The sequence below is a fragment of the Sphingorhabdus buctiana genome (assembly GCF_042680825.1).
GTDB classification, from domain to species: domain Bacteria; phylum Pseudomonadota; class Alphaproteobacteria; order Sphingomonadales; family Sphingomonadaceae; genus Sphingorhabdus_B; species Sphingorhabdus_B buctiana.
In genome coordinates this window covers 102,187-118,002 of sequence record NZ_JBHUEL010000004.1, presented here as the reverse complement: position 1 = coordinate 118,002, position 15,816 = coordinate 102,187, and the positions used below count along the sequence as shown (strand labels likewise).

The following is a 15,816-nucleotide window of genomic DNA, read 5'->3' as shown; positions in this document are numbered from 1 at the left end:
GAGCAAGCCCCGCCCTGATGTCGATGCGGTGGTTCGCCGCATCTGGATTATTGATGTTACCAGCTTGTTTCAGAGCTGTTCGAGCATGTGGTCGGCAGAGCTGACCTTGAAATCGCCCGGGGCTTCAACATTGAGCTGCTCAACGACGCCGTCGTTGACAACCATCGAAAAACGCTGCCCGCGCTTGCCCATGCCAAAGCCCGATCCGTCCATGGTCAGGCCGACAGCTTCGGCAAAGTCGGCATTGCCGTCTGCGAGCATGGTGATGTCTTCCGAACCGCCGGACTTGTTCCACGCGCCCAATACGAATGCGTCGTTGACCGCGGTGCAAGCGATTTCGTCAATACCCTTGGCTTTCAGATCTTCGGCCTTTTCAACGTAACCCGGAAGGTGGCGTGCGGAGCAGGTCGGCGTAAATGCGCCAGGAACCGAGAAAAGGGCAACCTTGCGGCCCGCGAAATATTCCGAACTTTGTACCGGTTGCGGACCATCGGGGGTCGCTTTTACCAGTTTCACATCGGGCAGTTTATCACCTACTTTAATCGTCATGGCTGTTCCTTCCTTGGGCCAATTCTAATGCGTTGTTTCACGCATTAGGATATGGATGTGATGAAGCAAATAGGGATTGCAGCATTTGGTTCCAAGCCCTTGGGTTGAAATGCGTTGCACTTCAGACACAGTTGGCATGGTTAATTCGATTTCACCGTGCAGGTTGAAATTTCGGTAAACACGTCACCCCATGTTGCCAACTCCACGTCAGATGGAGGGGCGTTGACATGAAAAAAGTAAAAGGGAGCTTTTGGGCATTATTCTCAGCCTTCGCGCTGGCTGCAACTCCGGCGCAAGCTTGTTGGACCAGTGCCGAACAGGATGCGGCACGGATTGCGAACATGAACCAGATGTTGATGGTATCTGCACTCCGCTGTCGTTTCGGAAACGATAATTTCTTAAGCAGCTACAACAGTTTTGTGCGTCAGAATAACGATGTGCTTGCCGACCAGCACGGCATCATTAAAGCGCGTTACGCCCGATCTATGGGCGAGAAAGCATCTTTTGCCGAGCTTGATCGCTTCATGATTGCATTGGCCAATTATTATGGCGGCGGGCATGGCGACCCCGATTGCGCAAAGCTTGATAAGCTTTCGAGGGAGCTGTCCCGGGGCAAGCAGGATGTAAAACTTCTGGCGCAACTTGCTGATGATGTCGTTGGCGTTCCGCATCAGGCGAAGCACGCATGTGCAATTACAGTCGCTTCGCGCAAATGAAGTTAGGCATATAAAGCAATCTTTATATTCGGATTGCTTATCGGCAATATCTCCGCTAGGGGGCTGGCAATCACAATCCCCTAGTTGGAGTTTTCCTGTGTCGACTGATTATGTAGTTGCCGACATCGCGCTCGCCGATTTTGGCCGCGCTGAAATTGCAATCGCCGAAACCGAAATGCCGGGCCTTATGGCTCTCCGCTCCGAATATGGTGCGTCGCAGCCTCTGAAAGGCGCGCGGATCACGGGTTCGCTGCACATGACGATCCAGACTGCGGTACTCATCGAAACGCTGGTTGCTCTGGGTGCGGAAGTGCGTTGGGCGACGTGCAATATCTTCTCCACACAAGATCACGCTGCCGCAGCCATTGCTGCGCGTGGCATCCCTGTGTTCGCGGTCAAGGGCGAGAGCCTCGCCGAATATTGGGACTATGTCGGCAAGATTTTTGATTGGGATGACGGCACCGGCCGCACCGCCAATATGATCCTCGACGATGGCGGCGACGCAACAATGTTTGCTCTTTGGGGCGCTCGCATCGAAGCAGGTGACGAACTGCCCGAGCCTTCCAATGCCGAAGAAATCGAATTCCAACGCGCGCTCAAGGCCTTTGTAAAAGCAAAGCCGGGATACCTCACCATGTCGGTGGCACACATTAAGGGCGTTTCAGAAGAGACCACCACCGGCGTCCACCGCCTTTACCAGATCGCCAAGGATGGCAAGTTGCCTTTCCCGGCGATCAACGTGAACGATTCCGTGACCAAGTCGAAGTTCGACAACCTCTATGGTTGCAAGGAATCGCTGGTTGACGCGATCCGCCGCGCCACTGACGTGATGCTAGCCGGCAAGGTTGCCTGCGTGGCCGGTTTCGGTGACGTCGGCAAAGGCTCTGCCGCCTCGCTGCGCCAGGGTGGCGCCCGCGTGATGGTTACTGAAATCGATCCGATCTGTGCCCTGCAGGCGGCCATGGAAGGCTATGAAGTCGTCACCATGGAAGAAGCTGTGCAGCGCTGCGATATCTTCGTCACCGCAACCGGCAACGAAGACGTCATCACCGCCGAGCATATGAAGGCGATGAAGCCTATGAGCATCGTCTGCAACATTGGCCACTTCGACAGCGAAATCCAGATTTCGGCGCTCGACAATTACAAGTGGACCGAAGTGAAGCCGGGTACCGACCTTGTCGAGTTCCCCGACGGCAAGCAGATCATCGTGCTGGCCAAGGGTCGCCTGGTGAACCTGGGTTGCGCAACCGGCCACCCGAGCTTTGTAATGAGCAGCAGCTTCACCAATCAGGTGCTTGCCCAGATCGAACTTTGGACCAAGAGCAGCGAATATAAGAACGAAGTTTATGTTCTGCCCAAGCACCTCGATGAGAAGGTCGCAGCGCTGCACCTCGAAAAGCTGGGTGTGAAGCTGACCAAGCTTTCACCAAAGCAGGCAAGCTATATCGGTGTTTCAACCGAAGGACCGTTCAAGCCTGAACATTATCGTTACTGATAGCTGTCTGATCCAACTACGAAGAAGGCCCGTTTGCGCGGGCCTTTTTTGTTGCGTCGCGCCCGCTTTCGTTGCACCGCAGCGGTGTAAGTTTATTTCCAGACGGGACAAAGATGTTGGGCGAAAGCCTGAAAACCGCACTGATGGGTTTGCTGCTGGCGGCTTGGCTGGTTGCGGCGGCTGTGGCCATTTGGAAAGGCCTTTCCATGCAGCGTGCGGCGCGCGCATCGTTGCGCCAAACGTCTCGCCTAAGCCGTCTGATAGAAACGGCACCTGCCTTTCCGGCGATTGTTCGGGCGGATGGCAAGCTTGAGGCGTCCGACCGGTTTTTCCGCCTGCTGGGGCTTGATCGGCCTTTGCCGACGCTCTCCGAACTGGTGGTCGAACTGGCGGTGGAGGAAGTCAAGGACGAGTGGCAGGAACTTGCCGAACGGGTGAGGGAGACCCAGCGCACCGGAAAGGCCCTGACGCAGCGACTGCGTGTTGCCGGTTCAGACAAGCGCTTCATGGCAAAGATTGCGTTGGCCGATTCCAAAATCTACCCCAATGGTGCATCAGTCGTCTGGCTGTTCGATCTCACTGAAACAGTTCGGGAACTGGAACGACTGGAGGGTGACGCGACCACGGCACGTAACGCATTCCATGCGCTGGCTGGATTGATCGAGGCATCGCCGTTGCCGATGTGGCACCGTGGACCCGATTTCCACCTCAGTTTCGTCAACACCGCCTATGTCGAGGCTGTCGACGGTGAAAGCGGCGAGGACGTTGTGTTCAAGGACATCGAACTCGTCGAACCAATCAACGGGGTGGATGCCAAAGCAGCGGCGGCCAAGGCGCAAGAAATTGGGAAGCCAGTTGAACGGCTTGTTTCAGCAACGATTGCGAACGAACGCCGCCAGATCAAGGTTTACGATATCCCGATGGGTGATGTCGGTGTTGGCGGAATTGCCATCGACATGCAGGAATTGATCAACGCCCGTGCCGATGCCCGCAGGCAGGCCGAGGCGCAACGCAACATGCTCGACAAGATGTCCGCTGCAGTTGCGCAATTCGCTGCCGACCGGACACTGACTTTCTGGAACCTGCCTTTCCAGCGCCAGTTTGGTATGCGTGAGGAGTGGCTTTCGGAATCGCCAGAGTTCGCCCGCGTGCTCGAACGAATGCGCGAAAGTGGCAAAATGCCCGATGTTCGCGATTTCCCCGAATGGAGGGCGGAGCGCGAAGGCTGGTTCCATTTTGCGGCCCCGGTCGAGGAAAACTGGTTGCTGCCCGATGGCACCCATTTGCGTCTGGTCGGTCAACCTACTGCGGACAACGGCCTATTGCTGATTTTCGAGGATCGCACCGAACAAGCCCAACTGGCCAGCGCGCGCGATACATTGCTTCGCGTGCGAACCGCGACATTCAACAATCTGTTCGAAGCGGTTTCGGTGTTTTCGGCCGATAGTAGGCTCAGCATCTGGAATAGTCGCTTTGAAGAGATCTGGGCGGTCGAAGAGGAAGTGCTGGCGCAGCATCCCCGTTTTGACGAACTGTTGCCACAGCTTGGGCCCCGCCTGCATAAACCCTCGCACGTATCGGTTTTGCGCGAACTTTTGCAGATGACAATCAGCACGCGTCAGCCACGCAAGAGCCGAATTGCCTTTGCCGATGGGCGCATATTCCAGCTGTCGACCGTTCCGTTGCCCGACGGCAATGCGATGCTGGCAATGCTGGACGTTACCGATAGCTTGCAGATCGAACAGGCGCTGCGTGATCGCAATGCGGCACTTTCTGAAGCGGATTCGATCAAGGGCAAGTTCCTGTCGAACATGAGCTATGAATTCCGCACGCCATTGACTTCGATCAGCGGTTTTGCCGATCTTTTGCAGCAGGGAATAGGCGGCGAACTGCCTCCTCAGGCCAAGGAATATGTCGAAGCGATTTCGAAATCGGCTGATAGACTGGGGCAGCAAATCAATGCTGTGCTCGATTTTACCCAAAGCGAGGCCGGGGCTTTGCCGGTTGCTCGCAAACCGCTCGAAATTGCCGACCTGATCAAATCGGTGGAGGCAACTGCCAGCGCTGCTGCGCTGAAGGCCGGGGCGTCGCTGGTCATCGACGTCAAGCCTAATGCCGGTTCAATCCAGGGGGATGTGGCAAGGCTGAAGCAGGCAATGGATGCGATTGTTGATAACGCATTGACCCATGGTGGTAGTGGTCTTCGTATCCTCATCCATGCATCGGGTGATCGTAATGGCGTAACGCTTGTGGTTTCCGACAATGGCCCGGGAATGGATGTTCAGGCCCAGACCATGGCGCTCGATCCGGTCCTGCGCAGCCAGAAAGCGGCGGGGCAGGGCGGCAATGGCGGGCTAGGCCTGCCGTTGGCGCGAAAGCTGGTGGAATTGCACGGCGGGCAGTTTGAGCTGGAGTCGCAACCGGGTGCTGGAACCACCGTTGCGCTCAGGCTTCCGCGTACGGCACCTACGGCATGATCCTGAAAGACGAAGCATCGATGCGTGCCTTTGGTGCGCAGCTTGCTGGGCAATTGCAGGCCGGTGAGCTGGTTACGCTTAACGGTCCTTTAGGGGCCGGCAAGACCGTGCTCGCAAAGGCGATTATCGCCAGCCTCGGCTTTGAAGGCGATGTTTCCAGCCCTACTTTTGCAATTATCCACGAATATGACGAGCCCGGCATGCGCTTGCCCGTTGTCCATGCCGACCTCTATCGGCTAAACGATCCAGAGGAATTGGAAGAACTTGGTTTGTTCGACCATGCCGACCGCGTGATGTTGGTCGAATGGCCGAGCAAGGGTGGCGCAGCTTTGCAAAAGCCAGACATTGCGATTGATATCAAACCGCAAGCTGACGGTTCCCGATGGGTTGAATATGTTGACAAGAGGAAGCGCAGTTGAGCGAGGTCCGGTTGCCCGAAGGGCTCAATGAATTTCTGGTAGCTGCCGGATGGCCGGATGCGCAGGTGGAACCGCTTGCGGGTGATGCTTCCTTTCGGCGTTATTTTCGAATTCGGAAAGCCGACGGTACGACGTCCATGCTGATGGATGCCCCGCCACCGCATGAAGACCCCCGTCCGTTCCTGCAGGTTGCGAAATATCTGGTGCGTCACGGTTTCAGGGCACCTGCAATTTATGGCGAAGATCTGGATCGTGGCTTGGTCTTGATTGAGGATTTCGGAGATGAACGCATGCGTGAGCATCTCGACGCCAAACCGGAGGACGAAGAGGCCATCTATCGCCACGCCATTAATACGCTGATCGCGCTTGAAAAGGCACCTGTTGCCGATGTGGCGCCTTATGACGAGGCTGCCTATCTGCGCGAAACGGCGCTACTCGCGGAATGGTACATGCCCGCCATGGACCTGCATTTCGATCGTGCAGAGTTCGATGCGATTTGGCACCGCGCGCTCGCGCCGCTTTTTGATGCCAAATGGCAGCAGGTGACCGTCTTGCGCGATTACCATGCCGAAAACATCATGTTGTTGCCCGACGGCGAGCAAGGTCTAATCGACTTTCAGGATGCTCTGGCAGGCCACCCCGCATATGATCTTGTCTCACTGTTGCAAGACGCGCGACGCGATGTATCTCCGCAACTGGAAGCGGCGATGCTTAGGCATTATAAAGAGCACGCCAAGCCTGATGCTGATTTCGACCTGCATTATGCATTGCTAGGTGCCCAACGGAACACCAAGATCATCGGCATTTTCACCCGGCTTTGGAAGCGCGACGGCAAAGAACGCTATCTGGGTTTCCTTCCGCGTATGTGGGGCCTATTGGAGCGCGATCTTGCTCATCCGGGATTGACCGAAGTTCGTGACTGGTTCGATCGCAACATTCCGGCTGCAACACGCGCACAATCGCCGCTGGATCGAGTTGCGCAATGAACGCAAAGATCGATACCGCCATGATCATGGCCGCCGGTTTGGGAACGCGCATGCGTCCCTTGACCGAGCACAAGCCCAAGCCGTTGGTCGAAGTGGCTGGCAAGACATTGATCGATCATGTCCTAGATAAAGCGCGAGCTGCTGGGATCAGCAACGTGGTCGTCAACGTACACTACCTTCCTGAGCAGGTAGAGGCGCATATGGAGCGTCATGCATCCGATCTTGCCGTCAAGATTTCGGATGAGCGAGAACTGCTGATGGAAACCGGTGGGGGATTGGTCCAGGCCCAGCATTTGATCGATGCCGAACCCTTTTACTGCCTGAACAGCGATGCCATCTGGACCGACGAAGGCGCACAGGATGGTCTTTCGCGCCTCGCCCATGCCTGGGACGGGGAACGGATGGATGGTTTGTTGCTGCTTGTTCCAAAGGAAAGGGCGTTCCAGCACCCAGGAAAGGGCGATTTTTTCCTCGACGATGAGCAACGCCTGGTGCGGCGGGGAGAGCGAGATAGCGCGCCCTATGTCTATACCGGTAACCAGTTGATCAGCCACCGCTTGCTGCGGGAAGCACCGCAAGAGCCATTTTCGACTAACAAATTGTGGGATCGCGCGATTTCCGAAGGCCGCCTATTCGGGCTGGTCCATATTGGCGATTGGTACGATATAGGATCGCCGCAAGCGATTGCGCCCACAGAAGCTGCATTGGCCGTGCATGGTTGAGGGCATTCGCGCCAATGTACAGACCGTACCCATCGGCGTGGATCTGTCAGGCGCGCTGTCAGAATGGTTGATAGGTATATATCGGGATGATCGTCTGGCGCTTGCCGATGTCACCCTCTTCCTGCCCAACAATCGTGCCGTAACCGCGATGACCGCGGCCTTTGTACGGTCTGCTGACCAAGGGTTGGTGTTACCACGAATGGTGGCGATCGGCGATTTGGCGCTTGATGAAAAGCTTGGTCCACTGCTCGATCCATTGTCGCAGGACGAGCATGGTCCGTTACCGGCGGCTCCCGATCTCGTCCGCCTGTTGCAGCTGGTCAGCCTGATACGCCAGCACCGCCGCGATGCGACAGCCGCCGAAGCGCTCCATCTCGCCAAGCAATTGGCAAAGACGCTGGACGAGTTGGAGATCGAGGAAAAATCGATCCGCGATATCGAACTCGATCATGATGATGCTGACCTCGCTTCGCATTGGTCTACGGCATATGACAGCCTGAAATTGTTGTGCGGCTCTTACGAGCAATGGCTTTCGGAACAACAATTGCAGGCGCCGGCGGCTCGCAGGAACGCCTTGCTGTATCGCCTGGCCGATCGCTTGAAAGCCTATCCGCCGACTGCCCCCGTTATTGCTGCCGGGATCACGACCGCTGCGCCGGCCATTGCGCGGTTGCTGAGCCGTATTGCGACTTTGCCAAATGGAATGGTGCTTTTGCCGCATGTCGACCTCGCCATGCCCGGCGCAGATTGGGAGGCATTGGGGCTTTCAGATGGAAACGGAACGGATGAAGCGCCAAAAGATGTTTCCCGCGCTCAGGAAACGCACCCGCAATATCATCTGAAGCTGTTGCTGCACCGCATGGGCATCGCTCGTGACGAGTTGCAATTATTTGTTGCAAATGACCGAGCATTGCGGCTTGGTCAGGCGGCGCAGGACATATTCTGCATTCCGGACAAAACCATGGAATGGCAGAGCCTTCCGCAAAAACGGCGCACGCTTGATCATGTTCGAGTGGTCGAAGCGGAGGACAGTGCCGAAGAAGCACGTGCCATATCCGTCCTGATACGCGGCGCGCTCGAAATTCCGGGCAAACGGATTGCCCTTGTTACGCCGGATCGCGAGATTGCACTCCGCGTGGCCGCGCAATTGCGCCGTTGGAACATTGAGGCCGATGACAGCGCCGGTTTGCCGCTCAGCGAGGAACCTGCTGGCGTACTTTTCCTGGCACTGTCGCGCATGTTGTCGAGCGAGCTTGCCCCAGTGCCTCTCCTTTCTGCGATGAAGCATCCGCTGGTTCATAGCGGTGAAGCACGCTTGGAGTGGCTTTCAAATGTCCGGGCGCTCGATTTGAAGCTGCGCGGGCCGCAAATGCGGATTGGGGCAGGCGCAATAGCACAAACGCTGGCAGACCCGGATAAAGTAGATCCCAAACTCCGCAATTGGTGGCAATCCATTGAAGCGGAAATCGAGCCGCATGCGAAAGCCGCGAAACGCAACCTGCGGGCACATATCGAGGCAGTGACCGCGCTGGCCGATATTTGGACAAAAGGCGCAATCTGGAAAGGTGCCGCCGGACGCAGATTGGCCGAATTCGTAGAGGAACTTTCGGGTAACAATCTCGGCACGCTTTCGGATACCGATCATGCAGCCTATCCGGATCTGCTATCATCGATGCTTGCTGATCTAAGCATCAGGCCTGCTTATGGTCGCCACCCGCGCGTGGCAATTTACGGCTTGCTTGAGGCTAGGCTGCAATCTGCTCATCTGGTGATCTGTGCCGGGCTCAACGAAGGGAGTTGGCCTCAACTGCCACAGCCAGATCCATGGCTTGCGCCGCACCTGAGGCGGCGGCTTCAAATGCCAGGGCTCGATCGCAATATCGGATTGTCTGCGCATGATCTTGCGAGTGCACTAGGGGCCGACGAGGTTGTCCTGACACGCGCCAAGCGCGATCGTTCCGGCCCCACCATTGCCTCGCGTTTCCTGCTGCGCCTGCAGGCACTTCTGGGTGACCGGTTGCAGGTTGACGATGGTGCCCGCCGTTTGGCGCTTACACTCGACAGCGCCGTAAAAACAGCAAATGTCTATCCACGCCCTGCGCCGGTGCCCGATATCGAGCAACGCAAAGTGGCGATTTCGATTACGCAGATGGATATGCTCAAGGCCGATCCTTATGCCTTTTACGCCCGCAATATCCTCAAACTGAACGCCTTGAAGTCGGTGGATGCCGAGCCCGACCCGGCATGGAAAGGTACATTGGTCCACGACATCATCGAAAAATGGACCGATGGTGGAGACCGTAATCCAGACAGCCTCGTCCGCTTCGCAGAGCATGCTTTTAACGACCAGTCGGTTACGCCAGCGCTTCGATTGCTATGGCAGCCACGCATCATGGCCGGGCTGCGCTGGATCGCATCAGAAATTGCGTCGAACGAAAGCCAGGGCCGATCGATCCTTGCCTATGAAGCCGAAGCCAAAGGAGAGATCGATGGCATTGTCATTCGCGGACGGATAGATCGCATAGACCGTAATGAAGATGGCAGTCTGGTGATCGTTGACTACAAGACCGGAGCACCTCCTTCCAAATCTAAGGTCAAAGCGGGCTATGCCTTGCAATTGGGGCTGGCGGGCTTGTTGGTCGAAACTGGCGGCGTGGCTGATGCCGAAGGAGAGGTTCGCGGGTTTGAATATTGGTCACTTGCCAAGAACAATGATCAGTTCGGTTATTGCGAGCCGCCTTTCGCCAAAAGTCCCAAGCCGGGCGAACTCGATGCATCGACCTTTGTCAGTTTTGCCGACGCAAAAGCTTCTGAGGCTATTGCAGAGTTGATCCTGGGCACCAAGCCATTCACCGCGAAATTGAAGCCCGATTATGCCATCTACAAGGATTACGACCAGCTGATGAGGTTGGATGAATGGATCGGTCGCGCCAGTTGGAATGGAGCAAGCGATGGCGCTTGATTCCGATCATATCGTCCACGATTTAACCGATGCGCAGCAGGGGGCGGTCGAGCCCGCCGCCAATGTTTGGCTAAGCGCGTCGGCAGGTTCGGGCAAGACGCAGGTATTGTCTGCACGCGTCATTCGGCTTTTGCTTGCAGGCGCAAAGCCGGAGGAAATCCTCTGCCTGACATTCACAAAAGCGGCGGCCGCAGAAATGGCGGAGCGCATCAACCGGAAACTGGCGTCTTGGGTGCAGATGAAAGAGCCACTACTCGCGGCTGAACTGCGCGCAATCGGTGCCGACTATTCACGCGATAATCTTCCTGCGGCGCGCAAATTATTCGCTGAAATCCTCGACGCTCCGGGTGGCGGTCTGCAGATCATGACAATTCATGCTTTCTGCCAATCCTTGCTTGGAAGCTTTCCGGAAGAAGCGGGCATCATGCCGGGTTTTGAACCCCTCGATGATCGCACCAAGGCAGAATTGCAGCGCGAAGTGCTTGCGCAGATTTCGCGCGAGGCCGATGAGACGGGTGATCGGGCTGTTGCCGAAAGCCTGCATCGTTTGGGGCTTGAGCGCGGCGAGGACGGGGCATGGGCGTTCCTCCAACGATGCGCCGCTACTGTCGAAACCATGCGGCAATTGCCCGAAGGGCAGGGGTTGCTGCAATTTGTACGCAACAATTTGGGCGTAAGTTATGAGGAACCTACCAGTGAGATACTCGCGTTTCTCGTCGCGAACGAACAAGTCGATGTTACCAGTATCAAAGCCATAATCGATCTAAACATTGAGTGGGCTACTAAAACTGGCAGCGCGCGAGCTGAAACGATAAACAACTGGTTGAGCTCTGATATCAGTGATCGAGTTAATCATATCGAGGTACTCCACAAATGCTGGACACTACAGAAGACTGGGAAACCTCATGAACTAGGTTCCAATCAAATACCTCGAGTAGAGACTTATGTCCGGATTGTGACTGAATTACACTTCTGGACTGAAGGCATAGTGCAAGCAAAAATTCTCCTAAATTACGCCGACAGGCTGGCCAGCGCATTGTTTGCGGGCAAGGCATTTGCGTTGCGATATGAGGCACTGAAACGTTCGCGCGGCCTGGTTGATTTTGATGACCTGATCGCCAAAGCCGCTGATTTGTTGACGACTAGCGGCATGAATGCCTGGGTCCGCTACAAGCTCGATCGCCGTATCGACCATGTGTTGGTTGATGAAGCGCAGGACACTAACGCCAAGCAGTGGAATATCATCAAGGCGCTTACCGAAGATTTCTTCGCAGGTGAGGGTGCGAAAGAAGGCAAATCGCGCACCATTTTCGCGGTCGGGGATTTCAAACAAGCCATTTACGGATTCCAGGGAACCGATCCTGCACGCTATCGTGAAGCGGGCGAATATTATGCCGCGCGTCTTGAGGAGCAGGAGGGTAATCTCCAGTTCCTGACCTTGTCGCAGTCCTTCCGTTCAACCCAGCCCATTCTGCAACTGGTCAACGCCGTGGTGGCGCAATTGGGGCATGAACGCTTTGGCCTTGCCGAGAGTATCGACGACCATGTTAGCCAAAAGCTTGATATCGGTTCGATTGAATTGCTGGAGCCGGTGACGGCGGAATCCGCAGTCGAAAATGGCGATAGTGAAGGCGATGAGGAAAAATGGCTCGGCCCTGAAAAACGCGAATTGGCCGCAGTGCTCGCACAGAAAATCAAGGATCTAATCGACGAGCAACCCGTGCTTGCCAGCACCAACAAACCGCTGACCCCGGGCGACATCATGGTGCTGTTTCGCAAACGCACCGAGGTCACCAGCTTGCTGGTCGCGCGGCTGCACGCCTTGGGTGTGCCGGTTGCCGGGATCGACCGGATGCAGATTGGCGAGCAGCTTGCCGTACAAGACCTTGCCTCCGCGATCCGCTTTGTTTTGCAACCGCAAGACGATCTTAGCCTTGCATGCTTGCTGGTTTCACCGCTGATCGGTTGGTCGCAGGAAGACTTGTTGCGCCACGGTTATCGATCAGAGCGGGTGTCCTTGTGGCATCATATCCGCAATAACAAAGACATCGCTGCAGATTTACAGCCGCTGCACGACATGCTGGCGGTCGCAGATTTCACCACACCTTATCGTTTTCTCGAAGAAATCTTGTCCGGCGCGACTGCGGGGCGAAAGAAATTTGCTATCCGGCTTGGCGCTGAAGTGCTCGTTCCTATTGAGGAGTTCCTGAACCTTGCGATTGAATTTGAACAATCGAGGGGAGGGACGTTACAGCAGTTTCTCGACTGGTTTGAACGCAACTCCAGCGAGATCAAACGTGAACGCCTGACCGGCAGCAACGAAGTGCAAATCATGACTGTGCATGGCGCAAAAGGGCTTCAGGCGCCGGTGGTGATCCTCGCGGATATGACGGTGGATCCAGGCCAATCGGGCAAAGACCCGAATTCCAGCCTGCCATTGGAAGATGGTGGTGCCCTACCGCTCCTTAGGATCGACAAGGAAAGCCGGGTTGGCTGCCTCGACGATCTGGAATCTGCGCGCGAGGCAAAGGAGCTCAACGAGCATTACCGCCTCCTCTATGTCGCGCTCACGCGCGCGGAGGAGCGCCTGATCATGGCAGGCAGCCTTGGAGCGAAGAAGGCTGCGAAACCGGAATGTTGGTATGCGGCGGTTGAACAGGCAATGGATGCGCTGGGCTGCACGACCGTAAACGATCCCAAAGGGCGGTTGGTGCGCATCGTTGAGGGGCAGGCCGGCACTTCGGTGGCAGGTGACCGGAAACCGCAAACTGCATCAACCGGAGCAGCGTTGCCGGTTCCTGAGTGGCTGTCACAGCCCGCCCGACCCGAAGCACGTCCGCCGCGCCCGCTCGCTCCCTCCCAGCTTGACGATAGCGATGTCGGGGATCGTCCTGCCGAACAAGTCATGCGCCACGCGGCTGAGCGCGGTAAATTGGTGCACGGCCTGATCGAGCGGATAGATGCCGACCGGATGGTGCATTTTGCCGAAGATGCCGCTCGCTGGTTGAAGGCGCGCGACAGAGAAGGCCGGCACGACCATTTGGCCATCATCAGCCAGGTCCAGTCCTTGGTACAAGACGTCCGTTGGCAGGATCTGTTCTCAAGCAAAGCCAAAGCCGAAATACCGATCGCAGCGGTAGTCGGAGAAACGGTCATCACCGGTCGCATCGACCGCCTGTTGGTGGATGAACATTATGTGCGGATTGTTGATTTCAAAACGTCACGCAGGGTTCCGAAGGATGTGGCGGGGGTGAACCTCTCCGAATTACGCCAGATGGCGCATTATGTTGCCGCGGTTGAACGCATATTCCCGGGGCGGAAGGTTTCGGCCGCCTTACTCTACACCCACGCGCCGCTGATGATGGAACTGCCACTGGAGGCGCTTGCGCCGCACAAGCCGGTTTGAGGTGCAGAAAGCAAATCTATCGGAGTCGCATGCTTGCAACTCTGCAAGGCCCACAATACATTCGGCAGCAAAGAAGGAGATTATCCAATGGCTACCAAAGCAGTTGGCGACAATGATTTCGCCACCGAAGTACTCGCCTCGTCAAAGCCCGTCCTGGTCGATTTCTGGGCTGAATGGTGCGGCCCATGCAAGATGATCGGCCCAAGCCTTGAGGAAATCAGCGAGGAACTGGGTGAGCAGGTTACGATTGCCAAGCTGAATATCGATGATCATCCCGATACGCCCGGCAAATATGGTGTGCGCGGTATCCCGACGATGATCCTGTTCAAGGATGGCCAGATTGTCGACACCAAAGTCGGTGCAGCACCCAAGGCTGCGATCAAGGGTTGGCTCGAAAGCGCCCTCTAACTCCGATAATCCGCATTGATGCTGATATAGCCATGGGTCAGGTCGCACGTCCAAACGGTCGCGCGGCCTGAACCCAGGCCTATATCGACGCCGATGGTGATTTCCTGCCCTTTCAGGTGCGCTGCAACCGGTGCTTCGTCATAGCCGTCAACGGGTAGTCCATTTTTGGCCACTTGCGTTGATCCAAAACTGATCGACAATCTGTCCCGGTCGGCAGGCTCGCCGGCCTTGCCCACAGCCATGACGACGCGCCCCCAATTGGCGTCCTCACCTGCAATGGCGGTTTTTACGAGTGGCGAATTGGCAACGGCCAGCCCGATACGCCGCGCGCTGTCGTCTGAAACTGCGCCTTCGATATTGATTTCGACAAATTTCTGCGCACCCTCACCGTCGCGAACCACCAGATGCGCCAGTTGTCGGCAAACATCGTGCAAGGCCGAGGCAAAGGCATCCGCGCCTGCATCATCGATTGATGCCAGCATTTGGTTTCCGGCTTTGCCGGTTGCGAATGCGAGCACTGTGTCACTTGTCGAGGTGTCACTATCGACCGTTATGCAGCTGAAGGTCGCGAGATTGGCGTTGCTCAACATTTGCTGCAGGAAAGCAGGCTCCACTGCTGCATCGGTGAAAATATAACCCAACATGGTCGCCATGTCGGGCGCGATCATGCCGCTGCCTTTGATCACGCCAACGATTTCGACGCGTCTATCGCCGATCATCGCGCTGGCTTTGGCGCCTTTTGCAAATGTGTCGGTAGTGCCGATCGTGTCGGCGATATCCTTCCAACTGCAGGTTGGCGCTTCGAAAGCGGCGCGCAAACCAGCCTCGGCTTTGTCTTTGGGGAGGGGCACCCCGATAACGCCAGTCGAAGAAACGAAAATCTCGCTCTCATTGCAGCCGAGATGTTGGGCGACCTGTTTGGTAATGGCTTCGACAGCTTCGCGACCGCGATAACCGGTAAAGGCATTGCTGTTGCCCGCGTTGACGACCAGTGCGCGCGCCTTGCCTCCTTTGAGATTTTCGCGGCAAAGCTCGACTTCGGATGAACAGCAGACATTGCGCGTTGTGACGCCGGCTACGGCAGTTCCTGCATCCAGTTCGACATAAGTCAGGTCGCACCGATCCCACTCTTTATAGCGCGCTTTCGCCACACGCTTCGTGACGCCCGCAATTTCAGGCATTTCAGGAAAGGGAACAAGCAGCGGCGAAGTTGACGACATATAAACAAATTTCCGGCTAAAGAACGCAGGCGCAATGGGGATGGACGCCGGTCCAAGTCAACCCTATATGCACCGCAGTCAACGAATTGGGCCCAAATGCGCTTTTTGCTCGCCATCATCGCACTGCTGACCGGCTTTACCGCCGCAGATGCTGCGCGACCCTTGGATGCAGCATCGCCAACCAGCGCCGCCGCGCAGATCGAACCTTCGGAAGCGTTTGCATCGGCGGTGGTCCTGTGCGCAGTGATCCAAAGCGATCGGAAGAGCGGCTCTACTGCCATCTCCCGCCACGTCCGACTCGATGCGATGCATGTGGTGGAAAAGATTGCCACCACGCCCGTGTCGCGCGCGGATTGCGCTCGCGAATAACGCACTTTGCGCATTTCTATGCGCCGCTGACCAGCATTTGACGCCTGTACGCCAGGTGAATTCTATCCATATATTTCAGAGGTTTGC

12 protein-coding genes are annotated in these 15,816 nt (G+C 56.4%); 10 read left to right on the top strand and 2 right to left on the bottom strand.

Annotated elements, in window-relative coordinates; translation table 11 throughout:
• Positions 1 to 69: 69 nt before the first annotated feature.
• Positions 70 to 549 carry a peroxiredoxin gene (locus tag ACFSAG_RS05640; RefSeq protein ID WP_381512284.1) on the bottom strand — a complete coding sequence of 160 codons (480 nt, stop codon included), beginning with the start codon at positions 547 to 549 and terminating at the stop codon, positions 70 to 72.
• 227 nt (positions 550 to 776) lie between these two features.
• Between ACFSAG_RS05640 and ACFSAG_RS05635 the strand changes: the two genes are divergently transcribed.
• The 9 genes from ACFSAG_RS05635 (at position 777) to trxA (ending at position 14,140) form a co-directional block, all read left to right on the top strand.
• On the top strand, positions 777 to 1,265 hold the full coding sequence (locus ACFSAG_RS05635) for a hypothetical protein (RefSeq protein WP_374611252.1): 489 nt from the start codon (positions 777 to 779) through the stop codon (positions 1,263 to 1,265).
• Between the two features lie 97 nt (positions 1,266 to 1,362).
• Positions 1,363 to 2,760, top strand: a complete 1,398-nt coding sequence (gene ahcY, locus ACFSAG_RS05630; RefSeq protein ID WP_381512281.1) for an adenosylhomocysteinase — start codon at positions 1,363 to 1,365, stop codon at positions 2,758 to 2,760.
• A gap of 113 nt (positions 2,761 to 2,873) precedes the next feature.
• Entirely contained in the window at positions 2,874 to 5,237 is a 2,364-nt protein-coding gene (locus ACFSAG_RS05625) for a PAS domain-containing sensor histidine kinase (RefSeq protein ID WP_381512278.1), read from the top strand.
• A complete protein-coding gene (tsaE, locus tag ACFSAG_RS05620) occupies positions 5,234 to 5,656 on the top strand; it encodes a tRNA (adenosine(37)-N6)-threonylcarbamoyltransferase complex ATPase subunit type 1 TsaE (protein WP_374611246.1) in 423 nt (140 codons plus the stop codon). Before ACFSAG_RS05625 ends, tsaE begins: the two co-directional genes overlap by 4 nt.
• Positions 5,653 to 6,642: an aminoglycoside phosphotransferase family protein gene (locus ACFSAG_RS05615; protein ID WP_381512275.1), complete on the top strand. Its 990-nt coding sequence runs from the start codon at positions 5,653 to 5,655 to the stop codon at positions 6,640 to 6,642. The genes tsaE and ACFSAG_RS05615 overlap by 4 nt, the downstream gene beginning before the upstream one ends.
• On the top strand, positions 6,639 to 7,364 hold the full coding sequence (locus tag ACFSAG_RS05610; RefSeq protein WP_381512272.1) for a nucleotidyltransferase family protein: 726 nt from the start codon (positions 6,639 to 6,641) through the stop codon (positions 7,362 to 7,364). The genes ACFSAG_RS05615 and ACFSAG_RS05610 overlap by 4 nt, the downstream gene beginning before the upstream one ends.
• Entirely contained in the window at positions 7,357 to 10,326 is a 2,970-nt protein-coding gene (addB, locus tag ACFSAG_RS05605; RefSeq protein ID WP_381512269.1) for a double-strand break repair protein AddB, read from the top strand. The genes ACFSAG_RS05610 and addB overlap by 8 nt, the downstream gene beginning before the upstream one ends.
• Positions 10,316 to 13,732 carry a double-strand break repair helicase AddA gene (gene addA / locus ACFSAG_RS05600; RefSeq protein ID WP_381512266.1) on the top strand — a complete coding sequence of 1,139 codons (3,417 nt, stop codon included), beginning with the start codon at positions 10,316 to 10,318 and terminating at the stop codon, positions 13,730 to 13,732. The genes addB and addA overlap by 11 nt, the downstream gene beginning before the upstream one ends.
• Before the next feature lie 87 nt (positions 13,733 to 13,819).
• The gene (trxA, locus tag ACFSAG_RS05595) at positions 13,820 to 14,140 is read left to right on the top strand and encodes a thioredoxin (RefSeq protein ID WP_374611236.1); all 321 of its coding nucleotides are present in this window, start codon (positions 13,820 to 13,822) and stop codon (positions 14,138 to 14,140) included.
• On the opposite strand, the gene argJ is transcribed toward trxA, so the two are convergent.
• On the bottom strand, positions 14,137 to 15,360 hold the full coding sequence (gene argJ / locus ACFSAG_RS05590) for a bifunctional glutamate N-acetyltransferase/amino-acid acetyltransferase ArgJ (RefSeq protein WP_374611234.1): 1,224 nt from the start codon (positions 15,358 to 15,360) through the stop codon (positions 14,137 to 14,139). The two genes, trxA and argJ, sit on opposite strands and share 4 nt — an antisense overlap.
• Before the next feature lie 96 nt (positions 15,361 to 15,456).
• Here argJ and ACFSAG_RS05585 point away from each other — a divergent pair, with 96 nt between their 5' ends.
• On the top strand, positions 15,457 to 15,729 hold the full coding sequence (locus ACFSAG_RS05585; protein ID WP_381512261.1) for a hypothetical protein: 273 nt from the start codon (positions 15,457 to 15,459) through the stop codon (positions 15,727 to 15,729).
• Positions 15,730 to 15,816 lie beyond the last annotated feature (87 nt).